Annotated in this window: 26 protein-coding genes and 3 tRNA genes; 19 read left to right on the top strand and 10 right to left on the bottom strand. The window is 73.1% G+C overall.

The features are described from left to right. Positions 1-518: 518 nt before the first annotated feature. Positions 519-1,367 (bottom strand): helix-turn-helix domain-containing protein, encoded by an 849-nt coding sequence (locus KIK09_RS60735; RefSeq protein WP_372455742.1) that lies wholly within the window; start codon positions 1,365-1,367, stop codon positions 519-521. Between the two features lie 80 nt (positions 1,368-1,447). Here KIK09_RS60735 and KIK09_RS39035 point away from each other — a divergent pair, with 80 nt between their 5' ends. Further along, positions 1,448-2,227, top strand: a complete 780-nt coding sequence (locus KIK09_RS39035) for a phytanoyl-CoA dioxygenase family protein (RefSeq protein ID WP_214324508.1) — start codon at positions 1,448-1,450, stop codon at positions 2,225-2,227. Here KIK09_RS39035 and dusB read toward each other — a convergent pair. Beyond that, entirely contained in the window at positions 2,224-3,333 is a 1,110-nt protein-coding gene (dusB, locus tag KIK09_RS39030; protein WP_308164578.1) for a tRNA dihydrouridine synthase DusB, read from the bottom strand. The two genes, KIK09_RS39035 and dusB, sit on opposite strands and share 4 nt — an antisense overlap. An 82-nt stretch (positions 3,334-3,415) precedes the next feature. On the opposite strand from dusB, the gene KIK09_RS39025 reads away from it, so the two are divergent. From KIK09_RS39025 to KIK09_RS38990, 8 genes are all read left to right on the top strand, one after another. Continuing rightward, positions 3,416-4,051 (top strand): ACT domain-containing protein, encoded by a 636-nt coding sequence (locus KIK09_RS39025; protein ID WP_214324507.1) that lies wholly within the window; start codon positions 3,416-3,418, stop codon positions 4,049-4,051. Positions 4,052-4,089: 38 nt separating this feature from the next. Continuing rightward, a tRNA-Gly gene (locus KIK09_RS39020) sits at positions 4,090-4,161 on the top strand. Positions 4,162-4,174: 13 nt separating this feature from the next. After that, positions 4,175-4,245: transfer RNA gene (locus KIK09_RS39015), tRNA-Cys, on the top strand. Between the two features lie 3 nt (positions 4,246-4,248). After that, positions 4,249-4,323 (top strand) — tRNA-Val (locus tag KIK09_RS39010). 63 nt (positions 4,324-4,386) lie between these two features. After that, on the top strand, positions 4,387-7,068 hold the full coding sequence (locus KIK09_RS39005; RefSeq protein ID WP_214324506.1) for a helix-turn-helix transcriptional regulator: 2,682 nt from the start codon (positions 4,387-4,389) through the stop codon (positions 7,066-7,068). Positions 7,069-7,139: 71 nt separating this feature from the next. After that, the gene (locus KIK09_RS39000; protein WP_214324505.1) at positions 7,140-8,006 is read left to right on the top strand and encodes an NAD-dependent epimerase/dehydratase family protein; all 867 of its coding nucleotides are present in this window, start codon (positions 7,140-7,142) and stop codon (positions 8,004-8,006) included. A 10-nt stretch (positions 8,007-8,016) separates the two neighbouring features. After that, positions 8,017-8,205, top strand: a complete 189-nt coding sequence (locus tag KIK09_RS38995) for a hypothetical protein (protein ID WP_214324504.1) — start codon at positions 8,017-8,019, stop codon at positions 8,203-8,205. A 53-nt stretch (positions 8,206-8,258) separates the two neighbouring features. Continuing rightward, on the top strand, positions 8,259-9,179 hold the full coding sequence (locus KIK09_RS38990; protein ID WP_214324503.1) for an NAD(P)-dependent alcohol dehydrogenase: 921 nt from the start codon (positions 8,259-8,261) through the stop codon (positions 9,177-9,179). On the opposite strand, the gene KIK09_RS38985 is transcribed toward KIK09_RS38990, so the two are convergent. Next, on the bottom strand, positions 9,172-9,933 hold the full coding sequence (locus KIK09_RS38985) for a nucleotidyltransferase domain-containing protein (protein WP_214324502.1): 762 nt from the start codon (positions 9,931-9,933) through the stop codon (positions 9,172-9,174). The two genes, KIK09_RS38990 and KIK09_RS38985, sit on opposite strands and share 8 nt — an antisense overlap. 131 nt (positions 9,934-10,064) lie before the next feature. Then, entirely contained in the window at positions 10,065-11,048 is a 984-nt protein-coding gene (locus KIK09_RS38980) for a S66 family peptidase (protein WP_214324501.1), read from the bottom strand. 52 nt (positions 11,049-11,100) lie between these two features. Here KIK09_RS38980 and KIK09_RS38975 point away from each other — a divergent pair, with 52 nt between their 5' ends. After that, on the top strand, positions 11,101-11,571 hold the full coding sequence (locus tag KIK09_RS38975; RefSeq protein WP_214324500.1) for a hypothetical protein: 471 nt from the start codon (positions 11,101-11,103) through the stop codon (positions 11,569-11,571). Here the strand turns inward: KIK09_RS38975 and KIK09_RS38970 are convergent. Next, positions 11,552-12,250: a helix-turn-helix transcriptional regulator gene (locus KIK09_RS38970; protein ID WP_214324499.1), complete on the bottom strand. Its 699-nt coding sequence runs from the start codon at positions 12,248-12,250 to the stop codon at positions 11,552-11,554. The genes KIK09_RS38975 and KIK09_RS38970 overlap by 20 nt on opposite strands. A 105-nt stretch (positions 12,251-12,355) precedes the next feature. On the opposite strand from KIK09_RS38970, the gene KIK09_RS38965 reads away from it, so the two are divergent. From KIK09_RS38965 to KIK09_RS38950, 4 genes are all read left to right on the top strand, one after another. Beyond that, positions 12,356-12,853 (top strand): DUF2231 domain-containing protein, encoded by a 498-nt coding sequence (locus KIK09_RS38965; RefSeq protein ID WP_214324498.1) that lies wholly within the window; start codon positions 12,356-12,358, stop codon positions 12,851-12,853. 2 nt (positions 12,854-12,855) lie between these two features. Then, the gene (locus tag KIK09_RS38960) at positions 12,856-13,284 is read left to right on the top strand and encodes a hypothetical protein (protein WP_214324497.1); all 429 of its coding nucleotides are present in this window, start codon (positions 12,856-12,858) and stop codon (positions 13,282-13,284) included. A 164-nt stretch (positions 13,285-13,448) separates the two neighbouring features. Beyond that, positions 13,449-14,375, top strand: coding sequence for an ankyrin repeat domain-containing protein (locus KIK09_RS38955; RefSeq protein ID WP_214324496.1), 927 nt, complete (start codon positions 13,449-13,451; stop codon positions 14,373-14,375). Positions 14,376-14,393: 18 nt separating this feature from the next. Further along, a complete protein-coding gene (locus KIK09_RS38950; RefSeq protein ID WP_214324495.1) occupies positions 14,394-14,621 on the top strand; it encodes a hypothetical protein in 228 nt (75 codons plus the stop codon). Positions 14,622-14,660: 39 nt separating this feature from the next. Here KIK09_RS38950 and KIK09_RS38945 read toward each other — a convergent pair whose 3' ends face one another. Continuing rightward, a complete protein-coding gene (locus tag KIK09_RS38945) occupies positions 14,661-15,248 on the bottom strand; it encodes a hypothetical protein (protein WP_214324494.1) in 588 nt (195 codons plus the stop codon). Positions 15,249-15,401: 153 nt separating this feature from the next. Between KIK09_RS38945 and KIK09_RS38940 the strand changes: the two genes are divergently transcribed. The 4 genes from KIK09_RS38940 to KIK09_RS38925 all read left to right on the top strand — a co-directional run bounded on the left by KIK09_RS38940 (position 15,402) and on the right by KIK09_RS38925 (position 19,685). After that, positions 15,402-16,415 (top strand): sugar ABC transporter substrate-binding protein, encoded by a 1,014-nt coding sequence (locus KIK09_RS38940; RefSeq protein ID WP_214324493.1) that lies wholly within the window; start codon positions 15,402-15,404, stop codon positions 16,413-16,415. After that, positions 16,412-17,884: a sugar ABC transporter ATP-binding protein gene (locus tag KIK09_RS38935; protein WP_214324492.1), complete on the top strand. Its 1,473-nt coding sequence runs from the start codon at positions 16,412-16,414 to the stop codon at positions 17,882-17,884. The genes KIK09_RS38940 and KIK09_RS38935 overlap by 4 nt, the downstream gene beginning before the upstream one ends. Continuing rightward, positions 17,881-18,813, top strand: coding sequence for an ABC transporter permease (locus KIK09_RS38930; RefSeq protein WP_214324491.1), 933 nt, complete (start codon positions 17,881-17,883; stop codon positions 18,811-18,813). The genes KIK09_RS38935 and KIK09_RS38930 overlap by 4 nt, the downstream gene beginning before the upstream one ends. A gap of 68 nt (positions 18,814-18,881) precedes the next feature. Continuing rightward, the gene (locus KIK09_RS38925) at positions 18,882-19,685 is read left to right on the top strand and encodes an SAM-dependent methyltransferase (RefSeq protein WP_214324490.1); all 804 of its coding nucleotides are present in this window, start codon (positions 18,882-18,884) and stop codon (positions 19,683-19,685) included. 34 nt (positions 19,686-19,719) lie between these two features. On the opposite strand, the gene KIK09_RS38920 is transcribed toward KIK09_RS38925, so the two are convergent. Further along, positions 19,720-20,607, bottom strand: a complete 888-nt coding sequence (locus KIK09_RS38920; RefSeq protein ID WP_214324489.1) for a LysR family transcriptional regulator — start codon at positions 20,605-20,607, stop codon at positions 19,720-19,722. A 61-nt stretch (positions 20,608-20,668) separates the two neighbouring features. Between KIK09_RS38920 and KIK09_RS38915 the strand changes: the two genes are divergently transcribed. Beyond that, positions 20,669-21,019: a DoxX family protein gene (locus KIK09_RS38915; RefSeq protein WP_214324488.1), complete on the top strand. Its 351-nt coding sequence runs from the start codon at positions 20,669-20,671 to the stop codon at positions 21,017-21,019. On the opposite strand, the gene KIK09_RS38910 is transcribed toward KIK09_RS38915, so the two are convergent. The 3 genes from KIK09_RS38910 to KIK09_RS38900 all read right to left on the bottom strand — a co-directional run bounded on the left by KIK09_RS38910 (position 21,012) and on the right by KIK09_RS38900 (position 23,739). Further along, positions 21,012-21,533: a GNAT family N-acetyltransferase gene (locus KIK09_RS38910; RefSeq protein WP_214324487.1), complete on the bottom strand. Its 522-nt coding sequence runs from the start codon at positions 21,531-21,533 to the stop codon at positions 21,012-21,014. The genes KIK09_RS38915 and KIK09_RS38910 overlap by 8 nt on opposite strands. Before the next feature lie 125 nt (positions 21,534-21,658). After that, the gene (locus tag KIK09_RS38905; protein ID WP_214324486.1) at positions 21,659-23,026 is read right to left on the bottom strand and encodes an MDR family MFS transporter; all 1,368 of its coding nucleotides are present in this window, start codon (positions 23,024-23,026) and stop codon (positions 21,659-21,661) included. Continuing rightward, positions 23,023-23,739, bottom strand: coding sequence for an NAD(P)/FAD-dependent oxidoreductase (locus KIK09_RS38900; protein ID WP_275956435.1), 717 nt, complete (start codon positions 23,737-23,739; stop codon positions 23,023-23,025). Before KIK09_RS38900 ends, KIK09_RS38905 begins: the two co-directional genes overlap by 4 nt. Positions 23,740-23,879 lie beyond the last annotated feature (140 nt).

The raw sequence follows: 23,879 nt of genomic DNA, 5'->3' as shown, positions 1-23,879 counted from the left end.
CGGAGCTCGCGGCGGGCGTCCGCGCCCGCGGCCTGCGTGCCCGAGCCCGCAGGCCGCCGCGGGACGGCTCGCTGGACGAGCGGCTCGACCTCGACCCTGAACGCGAGCGGGTCGCCGTGGTTGTCGAGCTCTCCCCCGGTCCCCGCGCGGCGCGCCCGGTCAGGCGCCCGGCGACCTCCGCCTTCGCCGAGCGTCCCCTCGACGGGCGGCGCCTGGCCCGCCTCATCGAGCGGGCACGCTCCGCGGCCGAGGAGATCCACCCGGACGCCCTGCCGCGATGGACCCTGTACGCCCGCCGGGTCACCGGCGTCACGGCCGACTCGCCGCCGGAGCTGGAGCGGTATCTGGATGGCCGGGGCATGTCGCCCGCGGCGGTGCTGCTGTTCGCCGACGGGCCGGACCTGATCGGCGCGGGGCTGGCCGCGGGGACCGTCCGGCTGCTGGCCGGCCGCGCCGGAATCGCCGCGGCGCTGCTCGCGGATCAGGGCCTGTACGGCTGCGCCCTCGGATACGCCGCGTCATCTGAGCCCCCCGCGGTAGCCGCGCGGGGAGAGGCCGAACTCCTGGCGGAAGGCGCGGCTGAAGTGGAAGGGGCTGACGAAGCCCGAGGCCGTGGCGATCTGGGCGATGTCCAGGTCCGTGGCCTCGAGCAGGCGGGCGGCGTGCCACACCCGGGCCTCGCGGACGGCGCGCATGGGCGTGCGGCCGGTCTCGGCGGCGAACAGGTGGGCGAAGCGCGACGGCGACAGGGCGACCGCACCGGCCAGGGACGCGACCGAGTGGCGCGCGCCCGGCTCGGCGGCGATGAGCGCCAGCGCCCGGGCGACCCGCGGGTCGCCCGGCTCCTCCCCCGCCCTGGCCGAGGACGTGGCCAGCACCAGGATCTCCTCGAGCGCGCCGAGCACCAGCTCCCGCGCGGGAGCCGCGGTCGCGACCGCCGGCGCGACGGCGTCCCCCGGTCCCCGCTCAGGGTCGGGGACGGGCTCGGGGTGGCCGGCGGGGAGGCGGGCGTCGTGGTGCGCGCGGTGGAAGGCCGCCAGGATGCGCGGGTGCAGCGCGGCGGGCACCCCGGCCACCAGGTGGAACCCGGGCACCAGGGTGTGCGGCGCCAGCCACCCCTGCCAGGAGGGCCGGGGCTGGAAGTGGGCCCACCAGAAGCGCCAGTGCGCGTGCCCGGGCGCGACCCGGTAGTGCTGGGGCGCCCGGGATCCCAGCACGACCAGGTCGCCGGGCCGGGCCAGGCAGGCCGTACCCGACTGCTCGACCGAGCCGGCGCCCGCCTGCGTCCACATGAGCAGCCAGCTCGGCGAGCCGGCCGAACGGCGGATCGCGTAGCCGGGCGGCTTGTCGTGGTGGCCCACGATCATCAGCTCGGCAGCAGGAACAGACATGTTCTCAGCGGTCACAGACATACCCTTCCCCATGCGGGCTCCCTACCGTGAGAGGTATGAGGCGCAACGAGTTCGAGGAACGGGGCTACGTGATCGTGCCCGCGCTGCTGTCACCGGACGAGGTGGCCGAGCTGCGGGAGGAGTTCATGGCCCTGCACGCCAGGGGTCCGATCCCCGGGCACTTCAGTCCGGTTCCGCAACAGCCGGGCCGGCCGTACGACGTGCTGCGCGACTACCCGCGCGTCATGCACCCGCACCAGGTCAACGACGTGGCCCTGCGCTACCTGCTGGACACCAGGATCGCGGCGATACTGCGCGAGCTCCTGCAGGAGGAGCCGATAGCAGCCCAGAGCATGTTCTACTTCAAGCCTCCCGGCGCCAAGGGCCAGGCGCTGCACCAGGACAACTTCTACCTCCAGGTCGAGCCGGGCACCTGCGTGGCCGCGTGGATCGCGCTGGACAAGGTCGACAGGGCCAACGGCGGGCTGGAGGTCGTGCCGGGGACGCACAGGATGGACCTGTTCTGTCCCGAGGACGCCGACCCGAGCGTGTCGTTCACGCGGGACTACGTGGCGCCGCCGCCCGGGCTGGAGCGCGTGCCGGTCGACATGGAGCCGGGCGACGTGCTGTTCTTCAACGGCAGCCTGGTGCACGGCTCGGAGCCCAACACCACCGCCGACCGCTTCAGGCGCAGCTTCATCTGCCACTACGCCGGCCGGTCGGCCGAGCGCATCGCCACGTACTACCCGACGATCACCATGGACGGCGAGCCGATCCGCCTGGAGCCCGCCACGGGCGGCGGCCCCTGCGGGACGGAGGTCGACGGGCCGCACTAGCCGCCGGAGATGTCCGACTCGGCCTCCTCGGGGACGACGCAGTCCCACGGGTCGTCCAGCCAGCCGTCCGGCAGGTGCACCTTGCCGCGCTCACCTGACTTGCCGCGCGGGGTGTCGGTGTTGGGCGGCCACGGCTGGTCGCGGTCGAGCTTGGCCAGGCTCTCGCGCAGCCCGTCCAGCGACTCGGCGGTGGCCAGCTCGCGCCGCAGCGCGCTGCCGACGCTGAACCCCTTGAGGTACCAGCCGACGTGCTTGCGGAAGTCGGCGATCGCGTACCGCTCCTGGTCGAAGCACTCGGTCAGGCCCTCGGCGTGCCTGGCCATGGTGTCGGCCACCTCGCCGAGCGTCGGCGTTTTCCTGGAGTCATCGCCGTTGAAGGCGTTCTCGAGGTCCGCGAAGAGCCACGGGCGGCCCAGGCAGCCGCGCCCCACGACCACCCCGTCGCACCCGGTCCGCGCGACCATGCGCAGCGCGTCGTCGGCGCTCCAGATGTCGCCGTTGCCCAGCACCGGGATCTCCTCGACCGCCTCCTTCAGACGGGCGATCGCCTCCCAGTCGGCGACGCCGCCGTAGTGCTGCTTGGCCGTACGGGCGTGCAGCGCGATCGCGGCGACGCCCTCCTCGACGGCGATCCGCCCCGCGTCCAGATAGGTCAGGTGATCGTCGTCGATGCCCTTGCGCATCTTCATCGTCACCGGCAGCGGTCCCGCGTTCGTGACGGCCTCGCGCAGGATGCGCCGCAGCAGGTTCCTCTTGTACGGCAGGGCCGAGCCCCCACCCCGCCGGGTCACCTTCGGCACCGGGCACCCGAAGTTCAGGTCGATGTGGTCGGCCAGGTCCTCCTCGGCGATCATCTTGACCGCCCGCCCCACGGTCACGGGATCCACGCCGTACAGCTGGATGCTCCTCGGCGACTCCGACTCGGCGAACCTGATCATCCTGAACGTCTTGGGATTGCGCTCCACCAGCGCCCGCGTCGTGATCATCTCGCAGACGAACAGTCCGGCGCCCTGCTCCCTGCACAGCACCCGGAAAGGCGAGTTCGTGATCCCCGCCATGGGCGCCAGCACAACCGGCGGCCACACCCCTATCGGCCCAATCTTCACCCCTTCAGTTGTAGCGCACCTCCAGCCCCTGGAGGTATTCGCGGATAGGCTGAGGCCGGGGACTCAGCTGGGGAGGCGATGGATGCTGCTGAGACTGCGTATCGCGCTGCCCGACAAGCCAGGCTCGCTCGCCCAGGTCACCAGGGCACTGGGCGCGGCAGGGGCCGACATCACCCAGGTGACCGTCCTGGATCGGGGCGCGGGCCGGGCCGTCGACGACCTGACGGTCTTCTGCCCGGAGAGCACGCCCAAGGAGTCCCTCGTCAAGGGGCTGGAGAGCGTGCCCGGCGTGACCGTCGAGGGCGTCTGGACCACCCGCGAGGCACCGGGCACCTACCCCGAGCTGGAGATACTCAAGTACATCGCCACGGCGGGCGACAGGGCGCTCACCACGCTCGTCGACTCGCTGCCCGTCCTGTTCAGCGCCGACTGGGCCGCCATCTCCGGCGAGCACGGCGTCGTCTACACCAGCTGGCGGGCCCCGCAGGACGTCCCGAAGCTGCCCGACACGCCGCATCGCCCGGTGGCCGCCACGCTCGGCGGCGAGCTGCACGTCATCCACGCCCCGCTGCCGCCGCTGGCGCTCACGCTCCTGCTGGCCCGCTCCGACGGCCCGGCCTTCCACCGGATCGAGGTCCACCGGCTCACGCGCATCCTGGAGATCTTCCTCAGCCTGCCCGCGACCGAGCGCAGCGTGGCGCGCCAGCTTCGCAAGTGAGCATCCGGTCGGGAAACCCGGTACAATCGACGGGCAACGCGGAAGTGGCTCAGTGGTAGAGCATCACCTTGCCAAGGTGAGGGTCGCGGGTTCGAATCCCGTCTTCCGCTCGGAGATCGCCTCGGTGGAGTGGCCGAGAGGCGAGGCAGCGGCCTGCAAAGCCGTATACGCGGGTTCAAATCCCGTCTCCACCTCACGGACGATTAGCTCAGCGGGAGAGCGCTTCCCTGACACGGAAGAGGTCACTGGTTCAATCCCAGTATCGTCCACCACCAAGCCCCGGCTCACCGAGCCGGGGCTTTCGTTCTTCCTGGCGTCGGCTAGGGTGGGCGGCCGTGTTGAGGGGGAGGTCGGCCGAGCTCGCCGTACTGCGTGAGCTGCTGGCGCGGGCGAGCGAGGGCCGTGGCGGCGCCGTGGTGATCCGCGGGGAGGCCGGCACCGGCAAGACGGCGCTGCTGGAGTCGATGCCCGAGGGCGACGTCCGGCTGCTGCGGGCCAGTGGCGTCGAGTCCGAGGCCGAGCTGCCGTACGCCGGCCTGCAGGTGCTGCTGGGCGAGGTGCTCGGGCTGGCCGACCGGCTGCCCGGCCAGCAGGCCCGCGCGCTGCGCGGAGCGGTCGAACCGCCCTACGGCGTGCGCGGCGACCGCTTCCTGGTGGGCGCGGCCACGCTGACCCTGCTCAGCGAGCTGGCCGCGGACCGGCCCGTGGTGGTGCTGGTCGACGACGCGCACTGGCTGGATCTGGAGTCGGCCGAGACGCTGCTGTTCGCCGCGCGCAGGCTGGGCGCCGAGCGGGTGGCCGTGGTGTTCGCCACCCGGGACGACTCGGCGGTGTTCGACCGTCCGGGCGTGCCGGTGGTGCAGCTCGGCCCGCTCGGCGACGACGAAGCGGCCGTGCTGCTGGCCGATCGCGTGCCGGACCTGCACGCCTCGGTACGCCGGTGGCTGCTGTCGCAGGCTCGGGGGAACCCGCTCGCGCTGGTGGAGCTGGCCGGGGCGCTCACCCCGGCGCAGCGTGACGGCAGCGAACCGCTCGACGACCGCGAGCTCGCCGCCATCCCCGTCTCGCGGCGGGTCCGGCGGATCTTCGACGACAAGATCCGCGCGCTCGGCGACCGGGCGCGGTCGCTGCTGACGATCGCCGCCGCCGACGACACCGGTGACCTGGCGCTCGTCGTGCGTGCGGGAGAGCGGACGGGCACGGCGGCGGCGGATCTCGCGCCCGCGGCGGACGCCGGGCTGATCCTGCTCGGCGACGGCCGCGTGAGGTTCCGCCACCCGCTCGTGCGGGCCGCCGCCTACCAGGGCGCCTCGCTGTCCGAACGCGCCGCCGCGCATCTGGCGCTCGCCGGGGCGCTGCCCGCCGGCGGGGACGCGGCCCGGCGCGCCTGGCACCTGGCCGCCGCGACGGCGGGCTACGACGAGGGCGTCGCGGCGGAGCTGGAGAGCAGCGCCGAGTCGTTCAGGTCGCGCGGCGGTCTGGCCGCGGTCGCCGCCGCCTACCGGCGTGCCGCGCAGCTGACGCAGGAGCAGGACGCCAAGGCCCGGCGCCTGACCGCGGCGGCCCTGGCCGCGAGCGACGCCGGGCAGCTCGAACACGCCGCCGCGCTGGCGGACGCGGCGGCGGCGCACGTGCACGACCCCGCGCGGGCCGCCCGCCTGGTGTCGGTGCGGGCGGATCTCGAACACGCCATGGGCCGGCCCGAGGCGGCCCGCATGCTCCTGGTCGAGGCCGCGCGGCTGGATCCGCTCGTGGTCTTCAAGGCGATGGCGGCGGCCTGGGACGCGCCGAATCCGGCCGCCGCGGCGGCCGACACCGCGGCCCGGCTGTCCGGGATACAGGTGCGCGAGGCGTACGTGAGCAGGGGCGCGGCCGGGCTGTGCGGGCTCGCCACGGGCGACCTGGCGGGCGGGGCCGCCGCGCTGCGGGAGTTCGCCGCGCACGTCGCGGCCACCCGCGGGGAGCGCGGCCTGTCCGACCACGCCCGGCTGCAGGGCTGGGAGCTGCTGCTCGGCGACTACGAGAGCGTGCACGAGCAGGCCGTCGCCCTGGATCGGGAGTGCCGCGAGCAGGGGGCGCTGGGCGTGCTGCCCAGGGTGCTGCTGCGGCTGGCTCGCTGCCGGCTGTTCCTCGGCAGGCACCGCGACGCGTACGCCACTGCCGTGGAAGGGCTGGAGATCGCCCGCGACACCCGGCAGCACCACTACGTGGCCATGCTCGGCGGGGTGCTCGCCGTACTGGCCGCGATCGAGGGAGACGAGCAGGGCTGCCTGAGGCCCGTGGGCGAGGACCCGCCGAACCCGACGTGGCACGCGCACGCGCTGGGGCTGCTCGACCTCGGCCGCGGGCGGTACGAGTCCGCGTCGCACCGGCTCGGGTCCGTCACCTCCGGCGCCAGGAAGCAGGTCGTGATCGCGGTGCACAGCCTGCCCGACCAGGTGGAGGCGGCCGCCAGGCTCGGCGGGGACGGCGGCGCGCGCGAGGCGTGCGACCGGTTCGAGCGGTGGGCCGCCGCCGTCGGGACGCCCTGGGCGCGGGCCGTCGCGCTGCGCTGCCGCGCCCTGCTGGCGCCCGGCGAGGAGGCCGGGCCGCTCTTCGAGGCCGCGCTGGCCGCGCACGCGGAAGACGGCCGACCGTTCGAGCGGGCGCGTACCCGGTTGCTCCACGGCGAATGGCTGCGGCGCGCCAAACGACGCGGCGCCGCGCGCGAGGCGCTGGGCTCGGCGCTCGAGGCGTTCGAGCGGATGCGGGCGACGCCGTGGGCCGAGCGCGCCAGGAGCGAGCTGCGGGCGATCGGCGCCAGCCCCTCCCCCGCGCCGGCGGGGGTGGATCAGGTCGCGCGGCTGACGGCGCAGGAACTGCAGGTGGTACGGCTGGCCGCGGCGGGCCTGAGCAACCGCGACATCGGCGCCCGGCTGTTCATCAGCCCGCGGACCGTCGGCTACCACCTGTCCAACGCCTATCCCAAGCTCGGCGTCTCCTCCAGGGCCGCGCTGGCCCGGCTCGACCTGTCATAGAACCCGGTCATTCGACAGATCCGTGGCCATACCGCCCGCCCTTAGCGTTCGGTCAACGGAAAGGGGTTCCAATGAAGGTTCTCGTGCTGGGTGCGACGGGGTACATCGGTTCCGCGGCGGTGCGGCGGCTGCGGCGGACGGGCCACGAGGTGGTCCCGTTCGTGCAGGCAGGCGGTCAGGCGGAGGCCGGGGCGCGGGTGGGCGATCTGTCCGACGCGGCGTCGCTGCGGGCCGCGGTCACGGACGACGTCGACGCGGTGCTCAACATCGCGACGCCGACCGGCGACGAGGCGGTGGACGCCGCGGCGGTGGACGCGCTGCTGGAGCGGCTGCGCGGGACGGGGCGGGCGTTCGTCTACACCAGCGGCGTGTGGGTGCTCGGCGCCACGGGCGACCGGGCGGCCGACGAGGAGTCGGCGACCGACGCCATCGACATCGTGGGCTACCGGCCGCGGATCGAGCAGCGGGTGCTGGCGGCCGCGGCGGACGGCGTCCGCTCCGCGGTGGTCCGGCCGGGGATCGCCTACGGCAACGGCGGCGGCATCCCGGCGCTGATGGTGGCCTGGGCCAAGGAGCACGGCCACGGCCGGTACGTGGGTCCCGCCTCGACGCGCTGGCCGATGGTGCACGTGGACGACCTGGCCGAGCTGTACGGGCTGGTGCTCGAGCGGGGTACGGCGAGCGGCATCCTGCACGGCATCGCGCTGGAGGCGGTGCCGACCGCCGCGCTGGCCGCGGCCGCCGATCTGGCCGCCGGTGGGATCGGCCGGGCCGAGCCGTGGCCGGTCGAGCAGGCCGCCAGAACGCTGGGGCTGCCCTTCGCCCAGGCGCTGGCGCTGGACCAGACCGTGTCGGCCGCGCGCGCGACGGCCGAGCTGGGCTGGCGGCCCAGCAGGCCGTACGTCACCACCGATCTGGCTTCCGGCTCCTACGCCTGAGGGGCTCGCGATGATCACCATGCATGAGTACGCCCATGTGGAGCACCACCACCGTGCGGCTCCCGCCGGAATCGCGGCTGGTACCGGGGGCGTGGTGCTCGGCCTGGCCGCCGGGGCGGCGCTGGGCTGGGGCGACCTGCCCACGATCGTGATGGCGGGGGTGCTGGCCTGCGTACCGGCCTGGATCCGGGGAAGGTAGTTGTCGCCCTCGGGACCACTGATCGTCGCTGATCCCTCAGGCTGAATGAGGCCATGCGCGCGGTCGTGCACGACAGGTACGGCCCACCGGAGGTCCTCCGCCTGGCCGACATCGAACCGCCCCGCCCCGGGCCCGACGACGTGCTGATCCGGGTCCACGCCACCACGGTCAGCAGGACCGACTGCGCCTTCCGCAGCGGCAGGCCGTACGTCGGCCGGTTGGTGACCGGCTTCCCCCGGCCGAGGTGGCGTGTCCTGGGCAGCGAGCTGGCCGGGACGGTCGAGGCGATCGGCCCCGCCGTCACCGGCTTCGCCGTCGGCCAAGAGGTGTTCGGGCTCAACCCGTGGCGCTTCGGCACGCACGCCGAGTTCGTCCGCGTGCCGCAGAGCGGCCTGCTGGCTCCCAAGCCCGCCGGGGTCGGTTTCGACGAGGCGGCGGCCGTGTGCGACGGGGCGACGCTGGCCCTGATGGGGCTCAGACCCGCCGGGCTGCGTCCCGGCCGTTCGGTCCTCGTCTACGGGGCCTCAGGCTCGATCGGGACGGCGGCGGTCCAGCTGGCCAGGCACGCGGGCGCCGACGTCACCGCCGTCTGCCAGGCGCACAAGGTCGAGGCGGTGCGCCCGCTCGGCGTGGAGGTCGTCGACGCCTTCCCGCCGCGGACGTTCGACGTCGTCTTCGATGCTGTCGGCAAGCTGACCTTCCGCCGGTGCGCCCGCTCGCTGGCTCCCGGCGGCGTCTTCGTCGCCACCGACGGCCTGGGCAACCTGCTGCTGAGCCGGGTGAGCCGACGGGCCCTCTTCCCCGTCCCGCCGCGCTACGACAGCCGCGACGTCCTGTTCCTCAAACAGCTCGTCGAGGAGGGCCACTACCGCCCGGTCATCGACCGCCGCTACCCCCTCGAAGAGGTCACCCAGGCCACCCGCTACGTCGAAACGGGCCAGAAGACCGGCAACGTCGTCCTCACCGTCAGCTGAGCGAGCCTGCCGCGACGTCGAAGAGGCGTTCCGCCTCGGCGACCACGGCTGCCAGCGTGTCGGGCTCCGGTCCCAGGCCGGCCAGGAGCGTGTCGAGGGGGCGCAGGCCCGCCCGGTTCAGCAGGCGCTTCTCGTTGGTGACCCACTCGCCGCGGGCCGCCAGGATCGCGTGCGCGGTGTACGCGGCGGCGGTGGCCACGGCGCCGGCGACCTCGGTGGCCTGGCCGCGGGGGACGTAGGCCCCCTTGGCGTACAGCAGCGTCATGCGCGCCCGCTCGCGCCACACCGCGGGCGCCGACTCCCGCAGCGCCGGTGGATAGCCTGGCCGTGTCAGGTCGCCGCGCAGGACCCGGTTCGTGGCGAGCTCGGCGACCACCAGGTAGCTGGGGATGCCCGCCAGGTGGAACATCAGCGGCTCCCAGCGGAAACGCCCCTGCCGGGCCTCGGCGAGCTCGTGCTCGACCACGTCGAGATCGCGGTAGTGGACGTCGACGCGCCTGCCCTCCACGCAGAGCCACGCGCCGCCGTTGAAGACCCCGCCGCCCCAGCCGCCGAGCTCGGAGACCTCGCCTTCCCAGCCGACGGCCCGCAGGTCGGCAGGGTCGAAGCCACCTCGGTAGTAGAGCGCGAAGTCCCAGTCGCTGTCGGGGGTGTGGGTGCCCTGCGCACGCGACCCGCCAAGAGTGACAGCCCGTACGGCGGGCAACCCGGCAAGCCGGTCGGCGACAAGGTCGAGGAACATCTCATCGGTCATGAGGATCCGATCGTAGGAAGTGAATGACGGACACCACGCCGGAGCCAAGGCTCGAACGGCGTGTCACCGGTGCCGGATCATCACTCCACGACCCACGACCCTACCAGGTCACCCTCCGAAGATGATCAGGCCTAGTGGCGGAGGAGCGTGAGGTCGGCCCCGGCGTCGGTGACGGTGAGGCGGGCCTGCCCGCCGACGGGGAAGGTGGCCAGCGGGTGGGTGTGGCCGACGTCGACGTTGGCCAGGACGGGGAGACCCGCCAGGGCCGGCTGGGTGGCGATGATCTGCTCGAGCAGGGGGCGGGTCATGCGGCTGGCCTGCTGGAAGCGGCCGACGACCAGGCCCTGGACTCCCCGGGCGTCGGGGAGCTGGAGGAGCGAGGTGAGGTCGCGGGCGAAGGTCGCCGGGTGGGATTCGAGGTCGTCCTCGACGATCAGGAGCGCGCCGTCGAGGGACGGCATGTAGCCGGTGCCCTGCAGCAGGTTGAGCGTGCAGAGGTTGCCGCCGACGACGCGGCCTTCGGCGGCGCCGGGCCGCAGCCGCCACCAGCCGTCGTTGGGCATCAGGTCGCGCTTGGACTGGTCGAGGAACCAGAGGTCGTCACTCCACCGCTCCGGCGGGGTCAGGACGACGGGAGCGGTGCCGAACATGACCGCGGTGAACCATTCCAGGGTCTGCTCGAAGTGGTCCCGCATGCCGAACGTCGACCAGTGCGGACCCGAGTAGGTGACCAGCCCGGTCCTGGCCAGGATGGCGTTCTGCAGGGCCGTGATGTCGGAGTATCCGCACAGGATCTTCGGGTTGGCGCGGATCAGCTCCCAGTCCAGGTGCGGCAGGAGCTCGTTGCAGTTGAAGCCGCCGATGACCGTCATGATCGCCGCCACCGACGGGTCGGCGAAGGCGGCGTGCAGGTCGGCGACCCGCGCGGCGACGCTGGAGGAGTCGAAGGCGTCCCGCTCGTCGACGTGGTCGCCGTAGGTGAGCTTCAGGCCGAGGTCGGCGAACCTGGCCTCGATGACGGCGGAGTGGTCGTACTCCATCACCATGGAGCGCGACATGGCCGGCGCGACGACCCGGACGACGTCGCCTCTGTTCAGCTTGGCAGGGAAGATCACATCGTCAGGATACCTTGACGATCACGTTGAGCGTCAAGGTATCTTGACGCTCATGACTCTGAAATTGGCCGACATCCCCGGGCACGAGGGGTTCGCGGCGCCGGTGCTTCCCGGCGGGGAGCTGGCCCGCTCCGCCGGCGCGTTCACCAGGGACTTCGTCGGCTACCGCGGCGCGTGCTCCTGCGGCTGGTCCGACCGGCGGCAGTACCCGGCCACGCCCGAGGGCGCCAAGGAGGCGGAGGGCCGGTGGACCGTCCACGCCGGGCCGCTGCTCCTGGCCGCGCCGCCCAGCTGGCTGGTGATCAAGTCGAACCTGCTGTGCGAGCAGATCGTGAACCTCACGGCCGAGCGTCCTCTTGCGGCCCTCACCCTGCTGTCGCAGGTGGAGAGCTGGCAGCGCGCCCTGCTCGACCAGGCCGTGGCCAAGGCCAGGGAGGGCGGCGCGTCCTGGTCGGACGTGGGCGAGGCGATGGGGATCTCCAAGCAGGCCGCGCACGAGCGGTTCAGGTCCCACGCGGACTAGCCGCCGCGGACTCCAGCAGCACGCAGCACTCCCCCTCGCGCGGGTCCAGGCTCGCCCGCACCCCGGTGACCTCGAGCCCGTCCAGGTAGCCGGTCACGAACTGCTGGTTCATCGCGCACACCAGGTCGGGCGCCTGGGCGGCCAGCGGGTGGAAGGGGCAGTTGCGCAGGCGCACCCGCGTCGGGCTGACGCGGTCGGGCTCGAAGCCGAGCCGTTCGAGGACCTCACGGCAGAACGTGAGCGCGCGCTCCGCGCCGAGCCGCCCGGGGCGGGCCGCCGCCCGGTCGGCGGCTCCCAGTTCCCTGCCACGCTCCCGTGAGGTCCTGATGGCGGCCTCGGTGCCCGCCTCGCCGGAACGCTGACCGAGGATCGCCTCGAGGAAGAGGCCCGCCAGGAACTCGTGGCGCCGTTCGGGGATGCTGACCTGGACCTGCGTGTCGGCCGGCACGTAGACCTTGGGCTGCCTGCCGACCTTCCGCACTCCCCCTGGCGCCGCGTACTCGGCGCGCAGCAGCCCGGCCGTGACGAGTTTGTCCAGGTGGAAGGCGGCCAGCTTGCGGGAGATGCCGGCACTCGCGGCGGCCTCGTCCCGCGTGACGGGACGCCTGGCACGCCGTACGTAGAGGTAGAGCTCCCTGCGCGAGGGCTCGCCGAGCGCGCCCACGAGCTCCAGATCCATGCATACCTCCCATGAGCATTGGCGTAATTGTACGTCTTGACTGTGCGAGGGAATAAGACCAGCATTGGTTAGTGAAAAAGCCCTCCTGCTAGGGAGCTGGTCGCCGTGACGCCAGGCAAGCAACCGGTCAGCGCCGTACTCGCGGGACCGTACGGGCACCCGTACCATCCGATCCTGGTCACCGTGCCCATCGGCGCGTGGGTGTCCAGCCTGGCCTTCGACGTCGCCTCCCATCTCGTGGACGACGGCCGGTTCCTGGCCGACGGGGCGCTGTGGCTCATCGCGATCGGCATCGTGGGCGCGGTCGGCGCGGCCTGCGTCGGGGCGCTCGACCTGTTCGCCATCCCGACCGGCACGCGCGCCTTCAAGACGGGCCTGCTGCACATGACCCTGACCCTGTCGGTGACCGCCGCCTACGCGATCAACCTGTGGTGGCGGCTCAACGGCGGCGAGGGAGCGGGCGTGCTCGTGCTCAACGTGGCCGCCCTGGCCGTGCTGTCCGTCGCCGGATATCTCGGGGGCAAGCTCGCTTTCCGTTACGGCGTGCGCGTCGCCGACGAGAGCACGCAAGCCGAAGGGTTCACCCATCACGCTGAGAGGTAGCCATGGAAATCGCCGCACTGATCCTCTGGATCCTCACCGCTCTGGGCGGTGTGACCATGCTGGGCATGTGGCTCTCGCGCGGCGGAGCCCGGCAGGGCGGCACCACCCACCTGCCCGTTCCCGTCATCTTCGGCCACTTCGCCCTGGCCGCCGTCGGCCTGCTCGCCTGGATCTTCTACGTCGTCACCGACGCGAAGGCCCTGGCCTGGACCGCCCTGATCCTGCTGTTGCTGGTCGCCGTGCTCGGCTTCACCATGCTCGCCCGCTGGCTCCAGGTACGGCGGGCCAAGGCGGCCGTGGCTGCCGGGCAACCGGACACCGCGGCCTCGGCCCCGCCGGAGAGCCACTTCCCCGTGGCGATCGTGGGCGGCCACGGCGTGCTCGCGGTGGCGACGCTGGTGCTCGTGCTGCTGAGCACCCTGGCGGGCTGACGACTCCGCCGGAGCGCACCCGGCGGGCTATGGTCGAGGTGGGCGCGTGAGGGCGCCTCCGGGTCCGCGGGCAGGACTGAGTCCACCTCACCTCACCCAGCTCGACGAAGCCGACGATCTCCTTTCGGCCTGGCACGCGGACCTCGGGCCACGAAGGAGACGTCATGCCCGAGCTTCCCGCGCGCCCCGATCTCGACCAGCTGCGCCGCCAGGCCAAGGAACTCCTCCGCGCGGCCAGGGCGGGCGATCCCGCCGCGCTGGCCCGGATGAACGCCGTGTCGCCCCGCCTGACGCTGGCAGGCGCCCAGCTCGCGATCGCCCGCGAGCACGGCTTCGGCGGCTGGCGCAGGTTGCGGACCGAGGTGCTGCGGCGCGAGATCCTCAACCAGCGCGACCTGGAGCGGCTCGCCGTACTGCTGGCCGAGCAGCCCGAGCTGGCCAGGACGAGCATGCGCCGCTGGTGCGACCACCCGCGCGGCGCTTCCCCGCTCGGCTACGTCGCGATGCTCCGCTTCGACGCGGGGCGGCTGGGCCTGGACGGGCCGCTGCCGGGCACCGGCGCGGTGGCCAGGGCGCTGCTGGCGGCGGGCGCTCCTGTGAACGGCGAGCCAGGCGACCAGGAGACCCCGCTGATCACGGCCGCGAGCTACGGCGACGCCGAGGTGGCCGCCGTGCTCATCGAGGCGGGCGCCGACCTGGAGGCGACCGCGGCGCCGGCCTCCGGCGGGGTGCCGGGCGGCACGGCACTGCTCCACGCGGCGGTGTTCGGCATGACCGAGGTGGTGGAGGTGCTGCTGGCGGCCGGTGCGCGGGTGAACAGCCTCGGCGAGGCCGCGGCGGCCGGGGACGTCACGGGCTGGCTGGGGCCTGACACCCCGCTGCAGGACCGCGTCCGCGCCCTGGCCATGGCCGCCGACCACCAGCGGCTGGACGTGATCGACCAGCTGCTGGCCGCCGGGACCCCGATCGACGCCGAGGACGACCGCTACCACCTGCAGGCGCTGCGCCTGGCCACCGAGAACGGCAGGACGGCCAGTGTCGAGCACCTGCTGCGCCGCGGCGCGACCCCGCTCCCCCATCTCGATCGGTGATGGGTGTGATCGGGCGGGATGGTGGTGATCCCGCCCGGCGTGCCGCACGCCTTCGGCGCCGCGCCCGGGTCCGCCGCCGACCTGGTCGCGGTCCTGACCCCGGGCGTCGACCGGTTCGAGTACTTCAGGACGCTCGGGCGGGTCCAGCGCGGCGAGGAGTCCTTCGACGTCCTGCTGCCCGATCAGGACCGCTTCGACGTGCACTTCGTGGACGCCACCGCCTGGCTGGAGGCCCGCGGTCACTGACTCCCGAGAAAGGCGGGGGCGTCGCGACCTGTCGTGAGGTCAGCTCCAGGTTGCCTGCTCGAGGATCTTCGCCAGCCCGGGCGTGTTCCAGCCGTCGGCGACGAGGATCCCTGCCTTGGGGAGATACCACTCGCGCTGGGTGAAACGCTTGCCGGCCTTGTTGGTGTTGAAGTCGTAGCATTCGGCGGCCCATTCGCGGTATTGCGCCTTGTGGCCGCTGCCGAGGTCGCGGTGGCCGTTCACGGCCGGCTTGGTGCTCGGGTAACGCTCGCCGAATTTGGTGTCGGACCTGAACCGGCAGCCGCTGACGCCGGTGCCGGGCGCGAAGGGGTGGTCGGTCTTGTAGGACTCCATGGCGTCCCCGCCCCGGATCACCTTGGGGCCGACGATGTCGAAGCTCGGGCAGCTGGGCTTGGAGTGGCAGGACGTGGTCCAGATCTGGAGCCAATCCTTGCCCACGGCGTCCGTGTCGCTGCGTCGCACCTTCCATCCGGCGGGGACGACGATGCTCATCCCGCGGAAGGACACCGTCTTGGTCTTGGTCTGCTCGGCGGAGGCCGGGGAAACGGCGAACGCGCCCAGCAGTGCGGCCGCGGAAATGCCCATCAGTAACGGCGTGATCTTCATGGTTCGTTAGATGCCGGTCCACGCCGAAGAGTTGGCCGCGAATCGCGACACGGGGAAGCGGGGGCTTCTCTATGATCAAGTCCAGCAAGTCGCGAAATTTCCTCACGTGCACATTCGCCGGCGTAGCCACGCCAGGAAGCGAAGGAGACCGAGATGGTCGCACGATGGGCCGGGTTACCCGTACTCGCCGCGGTGATGCTCCTGGCCGCCGCGTGCGTCAATCCGAGCACCGACCGGCCGCCGCAGCCCAGCGCGAGCGCGAGCGGCGGCGCGCAGAAACGCATCGCGTTCTTCGGCTTCGCCAAGGCCAACTCCTTCGCCTCGGCCACCTTCGCCGGCATCGAGGACTACGCCAAGGCGCACGGCGCCGCCGCCGAGTTCTTCGACCCCAACTTCGACGCGCAGGCGCAGGTACGCCAGATCCAGGACGCCGTGACCGCCAAGCGCTTCGACGTGTTCGTCGTCCAGGCCAACGACGGCGCCGCCGTGGTCCCCGCGCTGCAGGCGGCCGTGCGGGCCGGCATCGCGGTCGTCATCCACTTCACCCCCGCCGGCACCCGCTACGACACCGCGCAACCCCAGGTGGACGGCACGGTCACGCTGGTGGACGTGCCCACGCGGAACGGGCAGACCCTCGGCGAGCTGGCGGTCCAGGCCTGCCGGAGCAGGAAGCTGAACCCGTGCGAGGTCGCCTACCTGGAGGGGCTCAAAGCGCTGCCGCTCGACAACGCCAGGACGCAGGCGGCCGTCGGCGTGCTGAAGCAGGCACCCGGCGTCAAGCTCGTGGCGCAGGTGGAAGGCGGCTACACCCAGGACACCGGCCGCAAGGCCATGCAGGACATCCTGCAGCGCGACCCGGGCATCGACGTCGTCATCGGCTCCTCGCAGGCCGTCGCCGGCGCCGAGGCGGTCGCCAAGGGCAAGCAGATCATGTACGTGGCCAACGGCGGCTCGCGCCAGACCGTCAAGGCGGTGCAGGACGGCCGCTGGTTCGCCGCCTACTACCTGCCGGTGCGCACCCTCGGCGCCAAGGCGGCCGAGCTGGGCCTGGACAGGGCGCGCGGCGAGCAGGTGCCCGCCGCCAACATCATGACCGACGTCCAGCCGGGCAAGAGCCTGGGCACCAAGGAGGTGCTGGCCGGCGTCACCGGCGAGTACGACGAATGATCCGGCTGGAGGGCGTCACCAAGAGCTACGCGGGCACGACCGTGCTGCACGGGGTGAGCCTGGACCTCGAGCCTGGCCGGGTGCACGGCCTGGTCGGCGAGAACGGGGCGGGCAAGACCACCCTGGTGCGGATCATGTCCGGCCTCACCCCGCCGGACGCGGGCCGGGTCCTGCTCGACGGGCGGCCCGTGACCCCGCGCGCCGCGCACGGGATCAAGCTGGTGACGCAGGAGGTGACACTGGTCCCCGCGCTGTCGGTGCTGGAGAACGTCTTCCTCGGCGGCTTGACCGGTCGCGGCGGGTGGTGGACTCCGCGGGCCGACCGCAGGCGGCTCGCGGCGCTGCTCGGCCGTACCGGCTTCGCGATCGAGGCGGACAGGCCCGTGCGGGAGCTGTCGGTGGCCGACCGGCAGCGGGTGGAGATCCTGCGCGCGCTGGCGGGCGAGCCCAGGGTGATCGCGCTGGACGAGCCGACGGCGCTGCTCACGCAGGCCGAGGCGGACCAGCTGCTCGACCTGCTGCGGCGGCTGGCGGCGGACGGGGCGGCCGTGGTGCTGATCTCGCACCGGCTGCCTGAGGTGCTGTCGGCGTGCGAGGTCGTCACCGTGCTGCGCGACGGGCGGCACGTGCTCACCTCGCCCGCGTCGGAGCAGACGCCGGACTCGCTGGTGCGGCACATGGTCGGCCGGCCGATCGAGGTCCTCTACCCCGAGCCGGGCCCGGTCGCCGACGACGCGCCCGTGGTCCTGTCCGTCACCGGCCTGCGCGCGGCGGGCACGCTGGACGTGCCCAGGCTGGAGGTCCGTTCCGGCGAGATCGTCGGCCTGGCCGGGCTGGTCGGCAGCGGCAGGACGCGGACGCTGCGGCTGCTGTTCGGCGCCGAGCGCCGCACGTCCGGCCGCGTCGAGATCGACGGGCAGCCGGTACGGCAGGCCACGCCGGCCGCGGCCATGGCGCGCGGGATGGCGATGGTGCCCGAGTCCCGCCAGGAGCAGGGCCTGGTGCTGGTGCGCTCGCTGCGCGAGAACCTGGCGCTGGCCTCCCTGCCCGCCCGGCGGCGCGCGGGCTTCGTCCGGCGGGCCGCCGAGGCCCGCGACGTCGCCGCCTGGACCGGCCGGCTGGACATCACCGCGGCCGATCCCCGCGGGCCGGTCGCCGGGCTGTCGGGGGGCAACCAGCAGAAGGCGATGTTCGGCAAGTGGCTCCTGCGCGAGCCCAGGGTGCTGCTGGTGGACGAGCCGACCCGCGGGGTGGACGTGGCCGTGAAGATCGAGATCCACCGGCTGCTTGTCGAGCTGGCGGCGCGCGGCATCGCCGTCCTGATGGTCTCCTCCGAGATCGAGGAGGTCCTCGGCCTGTCACACCGCGTCCTGGTCATGCGGGCGGGCAGGGTGGTGGGCGAGTTCGCGCGCGGGAGCGCCGCGCGCGAGGACGTCATGGCGCTCGCCTTCGCCGGGGAGCCGTCGTGAGAGTGCGCGACCTCGGCATCCTGCTGGCGCTGACCGCCCTGGTCGGGGCGTTGTCGCTGGCGACGGGCACGTTCCTCACCCAGGGCAACCTGGTCAACCTGCTCGACCAGGCCGTCATCGTGGGGCTGCTGACCTGCGGCATCACGATGTGCATGATCGGCGGGGTGTTCGACCTGTCGGCCAGTGCGGTGCTCGCGGTCAGCGCGATCGTGGCCGTGCTGGTCACCAGGGCGGCGGGCGTGGGCGCGGGGATCGCCGCGGCGGTGCTGGCCGGGGCGCTGATGGGCGCGGTCAGCGGCACGGTCGTGGTGCTGTCGCGCGTCCACTCCTTCATCGTGACGCTGGCGTTGAGCATCGTCTATCGCGGCCTGGCGCTCGTCCTGACCGGCGGGGCGATCGTCTACCCTGACGCGGCGCGGCTGACGGCCTTCCAGTCGCTGAGCTGGCCGACGGTGCTCGGCGGGGTCACCGTACCGTCGCTGATGCTGCTCGTCGTGGCCGCGGTGACCTCGCTCGTGTTGTGGCGGACCACGCTGGGGCGGCGCGTGTACGCCGTCGGCGGCAACCCTGAGGCGGCGCGGCTGTCCGGCATCCGGGTGGGGCGGGTCAGGGTCGTCGTGTTCACCGTCAGCGGGGTCTGCGCGGCGCTGGCGGGGCTGGTGCTGGCCGCCCGCGGCGGCTCGGCGCAGGCGAGCATGGGCACGCTGCTCGAACTGAGCGCGATCGCCGCCGCCGTGATCGGCGGCACCAGCATCCTGGGCGGGGAGGGCGCCATCTGGCGCGGCATGGCGGGCGTGGCGATCCTCACGCTGATCGGCAACGGCTTCAACCTCCTGGGCTGGGACACCACCTACGAGCCGATCGTCGAGGGCCTGCTCATCCTGGCCGCGGTGACCACCGACCACGCCCTACGTCGGCACAGGGCGTAATCGCGATAAACCCTCATATAAGGCGTTAACATCTGTTCATCAAATGGGCGCTCACCCGAGGTGCGAACATGACCAACCCGACGCGCGTGCCGTCCGGGATCAACCCGAACATCCCCAATGCCGCGCGCATGTACGACTACTACCTCGGAGGCAAGGACAACTTCGCGGCCGACCGTGAGGCGGCGGAGAAGATCATGGCGCTCGGGCCGAGCAGGCAGATCTGCCTGGCCAACCGGTGGTTCCTTGGCAGGGCGGTCAGGTTCATCGCCAACCAGGGCATCCGTCAGTTCATCGACCTGGGCACCGGCCTGCCCAACCAGAACAACGTCCACCAGGTGGCGCGGCGGATCCACCCGAACGCGCCGGTGGTGTACGTCGACCACGACCCGGTCGTCATCGTCCACGCCCGGGCGCTGCTGGCCGACGTGAACGGCAACACCGCCTTCGCGCACGCCGACATCAGGGACCCCGGGTCCATCCTCGACCATCCGGACGTCGAGCGGCTGATCGACTTCTCCCAGCCCGTGGGCGTGGTGTTCCTGGGTGTGCTGCACTGCCTGACCGACGAGGAGGACCCCTACCGGGTGGTCCGCGCCTTCGCCGACCGGATGGCGCCGGGCAGCTACCTGATCGTGTCGCACCTGACCGACGATGCCCACCCGGAGGTGGGCGTGGCCGCGCGCGAGGTCTACGACAAGACCGACACGCCCCTGATCCACCGCAGCCACGGGCAGATCGCCCGCCTGTTCGACGGCTTCGACGTGGTCGAGCCCGGCGTGGTCCACGTCGCGGACTGGCGACCCGAGGAGCCGTGGGAGGAGGACCCCGAGGGCAGCGAGTGGTGGTACGTCGGGGTCGCCCGCAAGCCCTAGCGCAGCACCTCTGGACCACCGAACCCGTCGACGATCACGGCGACTCCTCACAGCAGCGGACGAACTCCTGGACGACGGGGTTGGCGTCGTCGGCGGGCGCCCAGGCGACGGCGACCCGGCTCGGGCTGACGCCGCTGACGGGGCGGTAGGTGACGCCCGGCCGGGAGTAGAAGCGGGCCGAGGATTCGGGGGCCAGGGCGACGCCGTAGCCGTTGGCGATCGCGCTCAGCCAGTCGTCTGGCTGGTCGGTGACGGCGCCGATGCGGACCGGGTGTCCTTCGCGTTCGTCGGCGGCCAGCCAGTAGTCCCGCCACCGGCCGGTCTCCGCGGGGGCCGCGACGAACGGCTCGTCCCACAGGTCGCGGAAGGGGATCAGGTCGCGCCCGGCCAGCGGGTGCGTGCTGGCGAGCGCGACGCAACGCGGCTCGCTGAACAGCGTCTTCACGCGCAGGCCTTCCTGGCCGGGGAACGGCAGGCGCAGCAGGGCGACGTCGACGTCTCCGTCGGCGAGCCCGGCGCCCGGGTTCGACCAGGCGGCCTGGCGCATGTCGACCCGCCAGCCGGGGCGGCGGCGGGCGAAGGCGGCGATGATGTCCTGGGTGGCCTCGTTGGCGGCGCTGGCGATGAAGCCGACCCGCAGCACGCGGGCGGCCCTGCTGGCCACCTGCCGGGTCTCCCGCAGCGCCCGGTCCCACCCGGCGAGCAACGCGGGCACCTTCTCGGCCAGCGCCTGGCCGGGCTCGGTGAGCGCCATCCCGGCCCGGGAACGCGTGAACAGGCGCATGCCGAACTGGGTCTCGAGCTGCTTGATCTGCTTGGTGAGCGCCGGCTGGGAGACGAACAGCCGATCGGCGGCGCGGGTGAGGGTGCCCTCCTCCGCCACGGCGATGAAGTACCGCAGCAACCGCGTGTCGACATCCATGCCATCAGGTTATAGATACAGGTATTGGACGGTGAACCTGGCATCCCTCGAGACTCGGGGCATGCAGGCCGCATACGTCGCCGTCACCCTCCTCACGATCGTGGCCAACGCCGGGGCCGCCGTCGCCGACTTCGCGCGGGCCGAGGTCGTCCTGGTCAACGCGGCCGCCGTGGGCATCCCGCGGTCGTGGCTGCCCGCGCTCGCGCTGCCGAAGGTCGCGGGCGCCGCCGGGCTCCTGCTCGGCCTGCTGGGCGTCCGCCTCATCGGCACCGCGGCCGCGGCCGGGCTCGTCCTGTTCTTCGCCGGGGCGCTCGCCGTGCACGTCCGTGCCGGAGTCTTCCGGACGACCGGCATCCCCGCGGCCTTCTTCGCGCTGGCCGCCGCCTCGCTCGTCCTGGCCACGCTCACGTAGTGGGCACGAGGAAGCGCTGCTTGACGCCCCTGCTGCCGATGTAGCGGCCGCCGTTGCGCTCGATCACGCGGCGGGAGGCCAGATTGGTGTCGTCACAGGTCAGCAGCGCCGGGTCGATGCCCAGCCGGTGGGCGACCGGCAGCGCTTCGCGCAACATGGCCGTGGCGTGCCCCCGGTTCCTGGCGCTGGGCCGCACGTCGTAGCCGATGTGACCGCCCGCGTCCTCCAGGGCCGGGGTGAGCCGGTGGCGGACGGCCAGCCTGCCGAGGAACTCCTGCCCGTCGATCCACCACAGCGTGGTGGCGGGCACGAAACCCTCGGGGCGCGGGGTGCTTTCCAGGGGTTCGGCGAGCAGCCGGGTCACGTACCGCTCGAAGGCGTCGGAGGCGGCCAGCTCGCCGGGATCCAGACCGGCGACGAACCAGGGCGGCGGCTCGGGGTGGGCGTGGAACTCGCGGGCGGCGGCGACGAAGGACTCGTGGACCACGACCGTGGGCAGCATCAGTTCCGGCATGGTTCACAGACTGCGGAGCGCGGCCGCCGCTGTCCACCAGATAACGCTGTCCACCAGATAGAACGGGGTCCGCCGCCGCCCGGTGTGCCAGGGGATGGCGGCGGACACCCGTAGGTGACGGGCGATCAAGAGGTCTCGCTGTACCGGGGAGATGCCGGGGAGGTGGACGGCTCCTTCGGGGCGGAGCGTGGTAGCAGGGTCATGAGGGCGACCAGGGCGAGGGCGACGGGGATACCCCAGGTGAGGGCGTCGGGGATGGCGGCGGCCGTGGCCCGGGGGGTGGGCGGGTGGCCGTGCAGGCGCTGGGTGAGGAGCGAGCCGAAGGCGGCCACGCCCAGCGAGAGGCCGAGGCCGCGGATCGAGACCACGGCGGAGCCGGCGGCGGCCAGGTCCGCCGGCGGGACCGCGTTCTGCGCGACGACCACCAGGTTCTGCATCAGCAGGCCGAAGCCGACCCCGAGCACGCCGGCCTCCACGGCGAGCACCGCGTAGGGGACGCCGGGGTCCAGGAGGCTCAGCAGGGCGAAGCCGAGCGTCACGATCACCGAACCGGCGATCAGGTAGGGCTTGAAGCGGGCGCCGATGCGGGCCCCGGCCACGAAGGACACGATCACGAACGTCAGGACGTACGGGTTGAGCGCGAGCCCCGCCTGGGTGGCGCCCATGCCGTACGCGGCCTGCAGGTACGTCGGCAGGTAGACGATCGAGCCGCCGAGCAGCGCCCCGAGCAGCGCGGTTGCGGGCAGGGCGACCCGCAGCACGCGGTCGGTGAACAGGCGCGGCGGCAGCAGCGGGTTGGCGGCCCGCCGTTCCCACCACACGAACAGCGCCGCCAGCACGACGAAGGCCAGCGTCCCCGCGATGGAGGCGAGCAGGAGGCTCACCACGGCACCCGCGAGCAGCACGGCCCCCAGGACGTCGACCTTGCCGTCGCCACCCGCCCTGGGCAGGCGCGGCGCGAAGGCGGCCAGGGCCATGGCGAGCAGCCCCAGCGGCAGGTTGACGTAGAAGATCCAGCGCCAGCCCACGGCGTCGGTGATCGCGCCGCCGGCCAGCGGGCCGCCCACGCCGGCCAGGGCGAACACGCCGCCGGTGAAACCCTGGACGCGGCTGCGCGTCCGCGGCGGGTACAGCTCCGACAGCGCGATCGTGGGCAGCACGAACAGCGCGCCCGCGCCGACGCCCTGCAGGGCCCTGGCGGCGATGAGCTGCCCGATCGTCTGGGACATCCCGCACAGCGCGGAACCGGTCATGAAGATCGCGATGCCGGTGACGAACACGGCGCGGCACCCGAAACGGTCGCTGACGCGGCCGTAGAGCGCGCCGGTCGCGGTCGAGGCCAGCACGTAGGAGGTGACGATCCAGCCGATCGCGTCCATCCCGCCCACGTCGGCGACGATGTCGGGCAGCGCGATGGCCACCACCGTCTGGTCGATCAGCGACAGCAGCATGCCGATCAGCAGGCCGGCCGTGGCGAGCGCTCTCGACCTCACGATCGGCTCCCGGCCAGGTCGAAGTCGGTGTCGAGCAGGTCCTGGTCGATGACCGCGCCCGCGACCGTGCCGCTGGCCGCCGCGGCGACGACCGCCGCCGGCGGCATCGGTACGGTGGCCCGCCGCGCCATGTCGCCGGCCGCGTACACGCCGGGCACGCTGGTCCTGGCGAACTCGTCGACCTCCACGCACCCGTCGGCGAACGCGGCGCAGCCGAGCCGGGCAGCCAGGTCGGAACGCCGGCGCGGCACGCTGGCCACGAACAGCGCGTCCCTGGCCAGCGGCGGTCCGCCGTCGAAGACGAGGTCGCCCGGCGCCTCCACGCGGATGACGGGCTCGCAGCGGACGGTGACGCCGTTGGCCTCCAGCTTCGCCCGGGCCGCCGGGTCGAGCGGCTCGCCGCCGGTGCACAGGGCGACGTCCCCGGCGAACCGGCTCAGCTGCAGCGCCAGCCGTACCCGGGCGGGACTCGACCCGAGCACGGCGACCGACCTGCCGGTGCACTCGTAGCCGTGGCAGTAGGGGCAGTGGAAGGCCGAGCGGCCCCACAGCCGTTCCACGCCGGGCGGGCCCGGCAGCTCGTCGGCCAGCCCGGTGGCGAGCAGCAGGCGGCGCGCACGCACCTCGCCGCCGTCGTCCACGGTCAGGCGGAAGGCGTCCGCCACCGCGGTGACCCGCCCCTGGCGGAACTCGACGGCCGGGTAGCAGGACAGCTCGTCCCTGCCCAGTTCGCGCAGGCGGGCAGCGGGAGATCGAGGCGTCCAAGGCGCTCATCGAGCACGTCATGGAGTGCCGCGCCGACGACTTCACCCAGTGCCCCGCCTACCGGCGCATGGTGGAAAGCGTCCGCCTA

It is taken from the genome of Nonomuraea sediminis, from assembly GCF_018531495.1.
Classification (GTDB): domain Bacteria; phylum Actinomycetota; class Actinomycetes; order Streptosporangiales; family Streptosporangiaceae; genus Nonomuraea; species Nonomuraea sediminis.
Note: the sequence above shows the minus strand (reverse complement) of the source record. Positions and strands in the feature narration are given on the sequence as shown.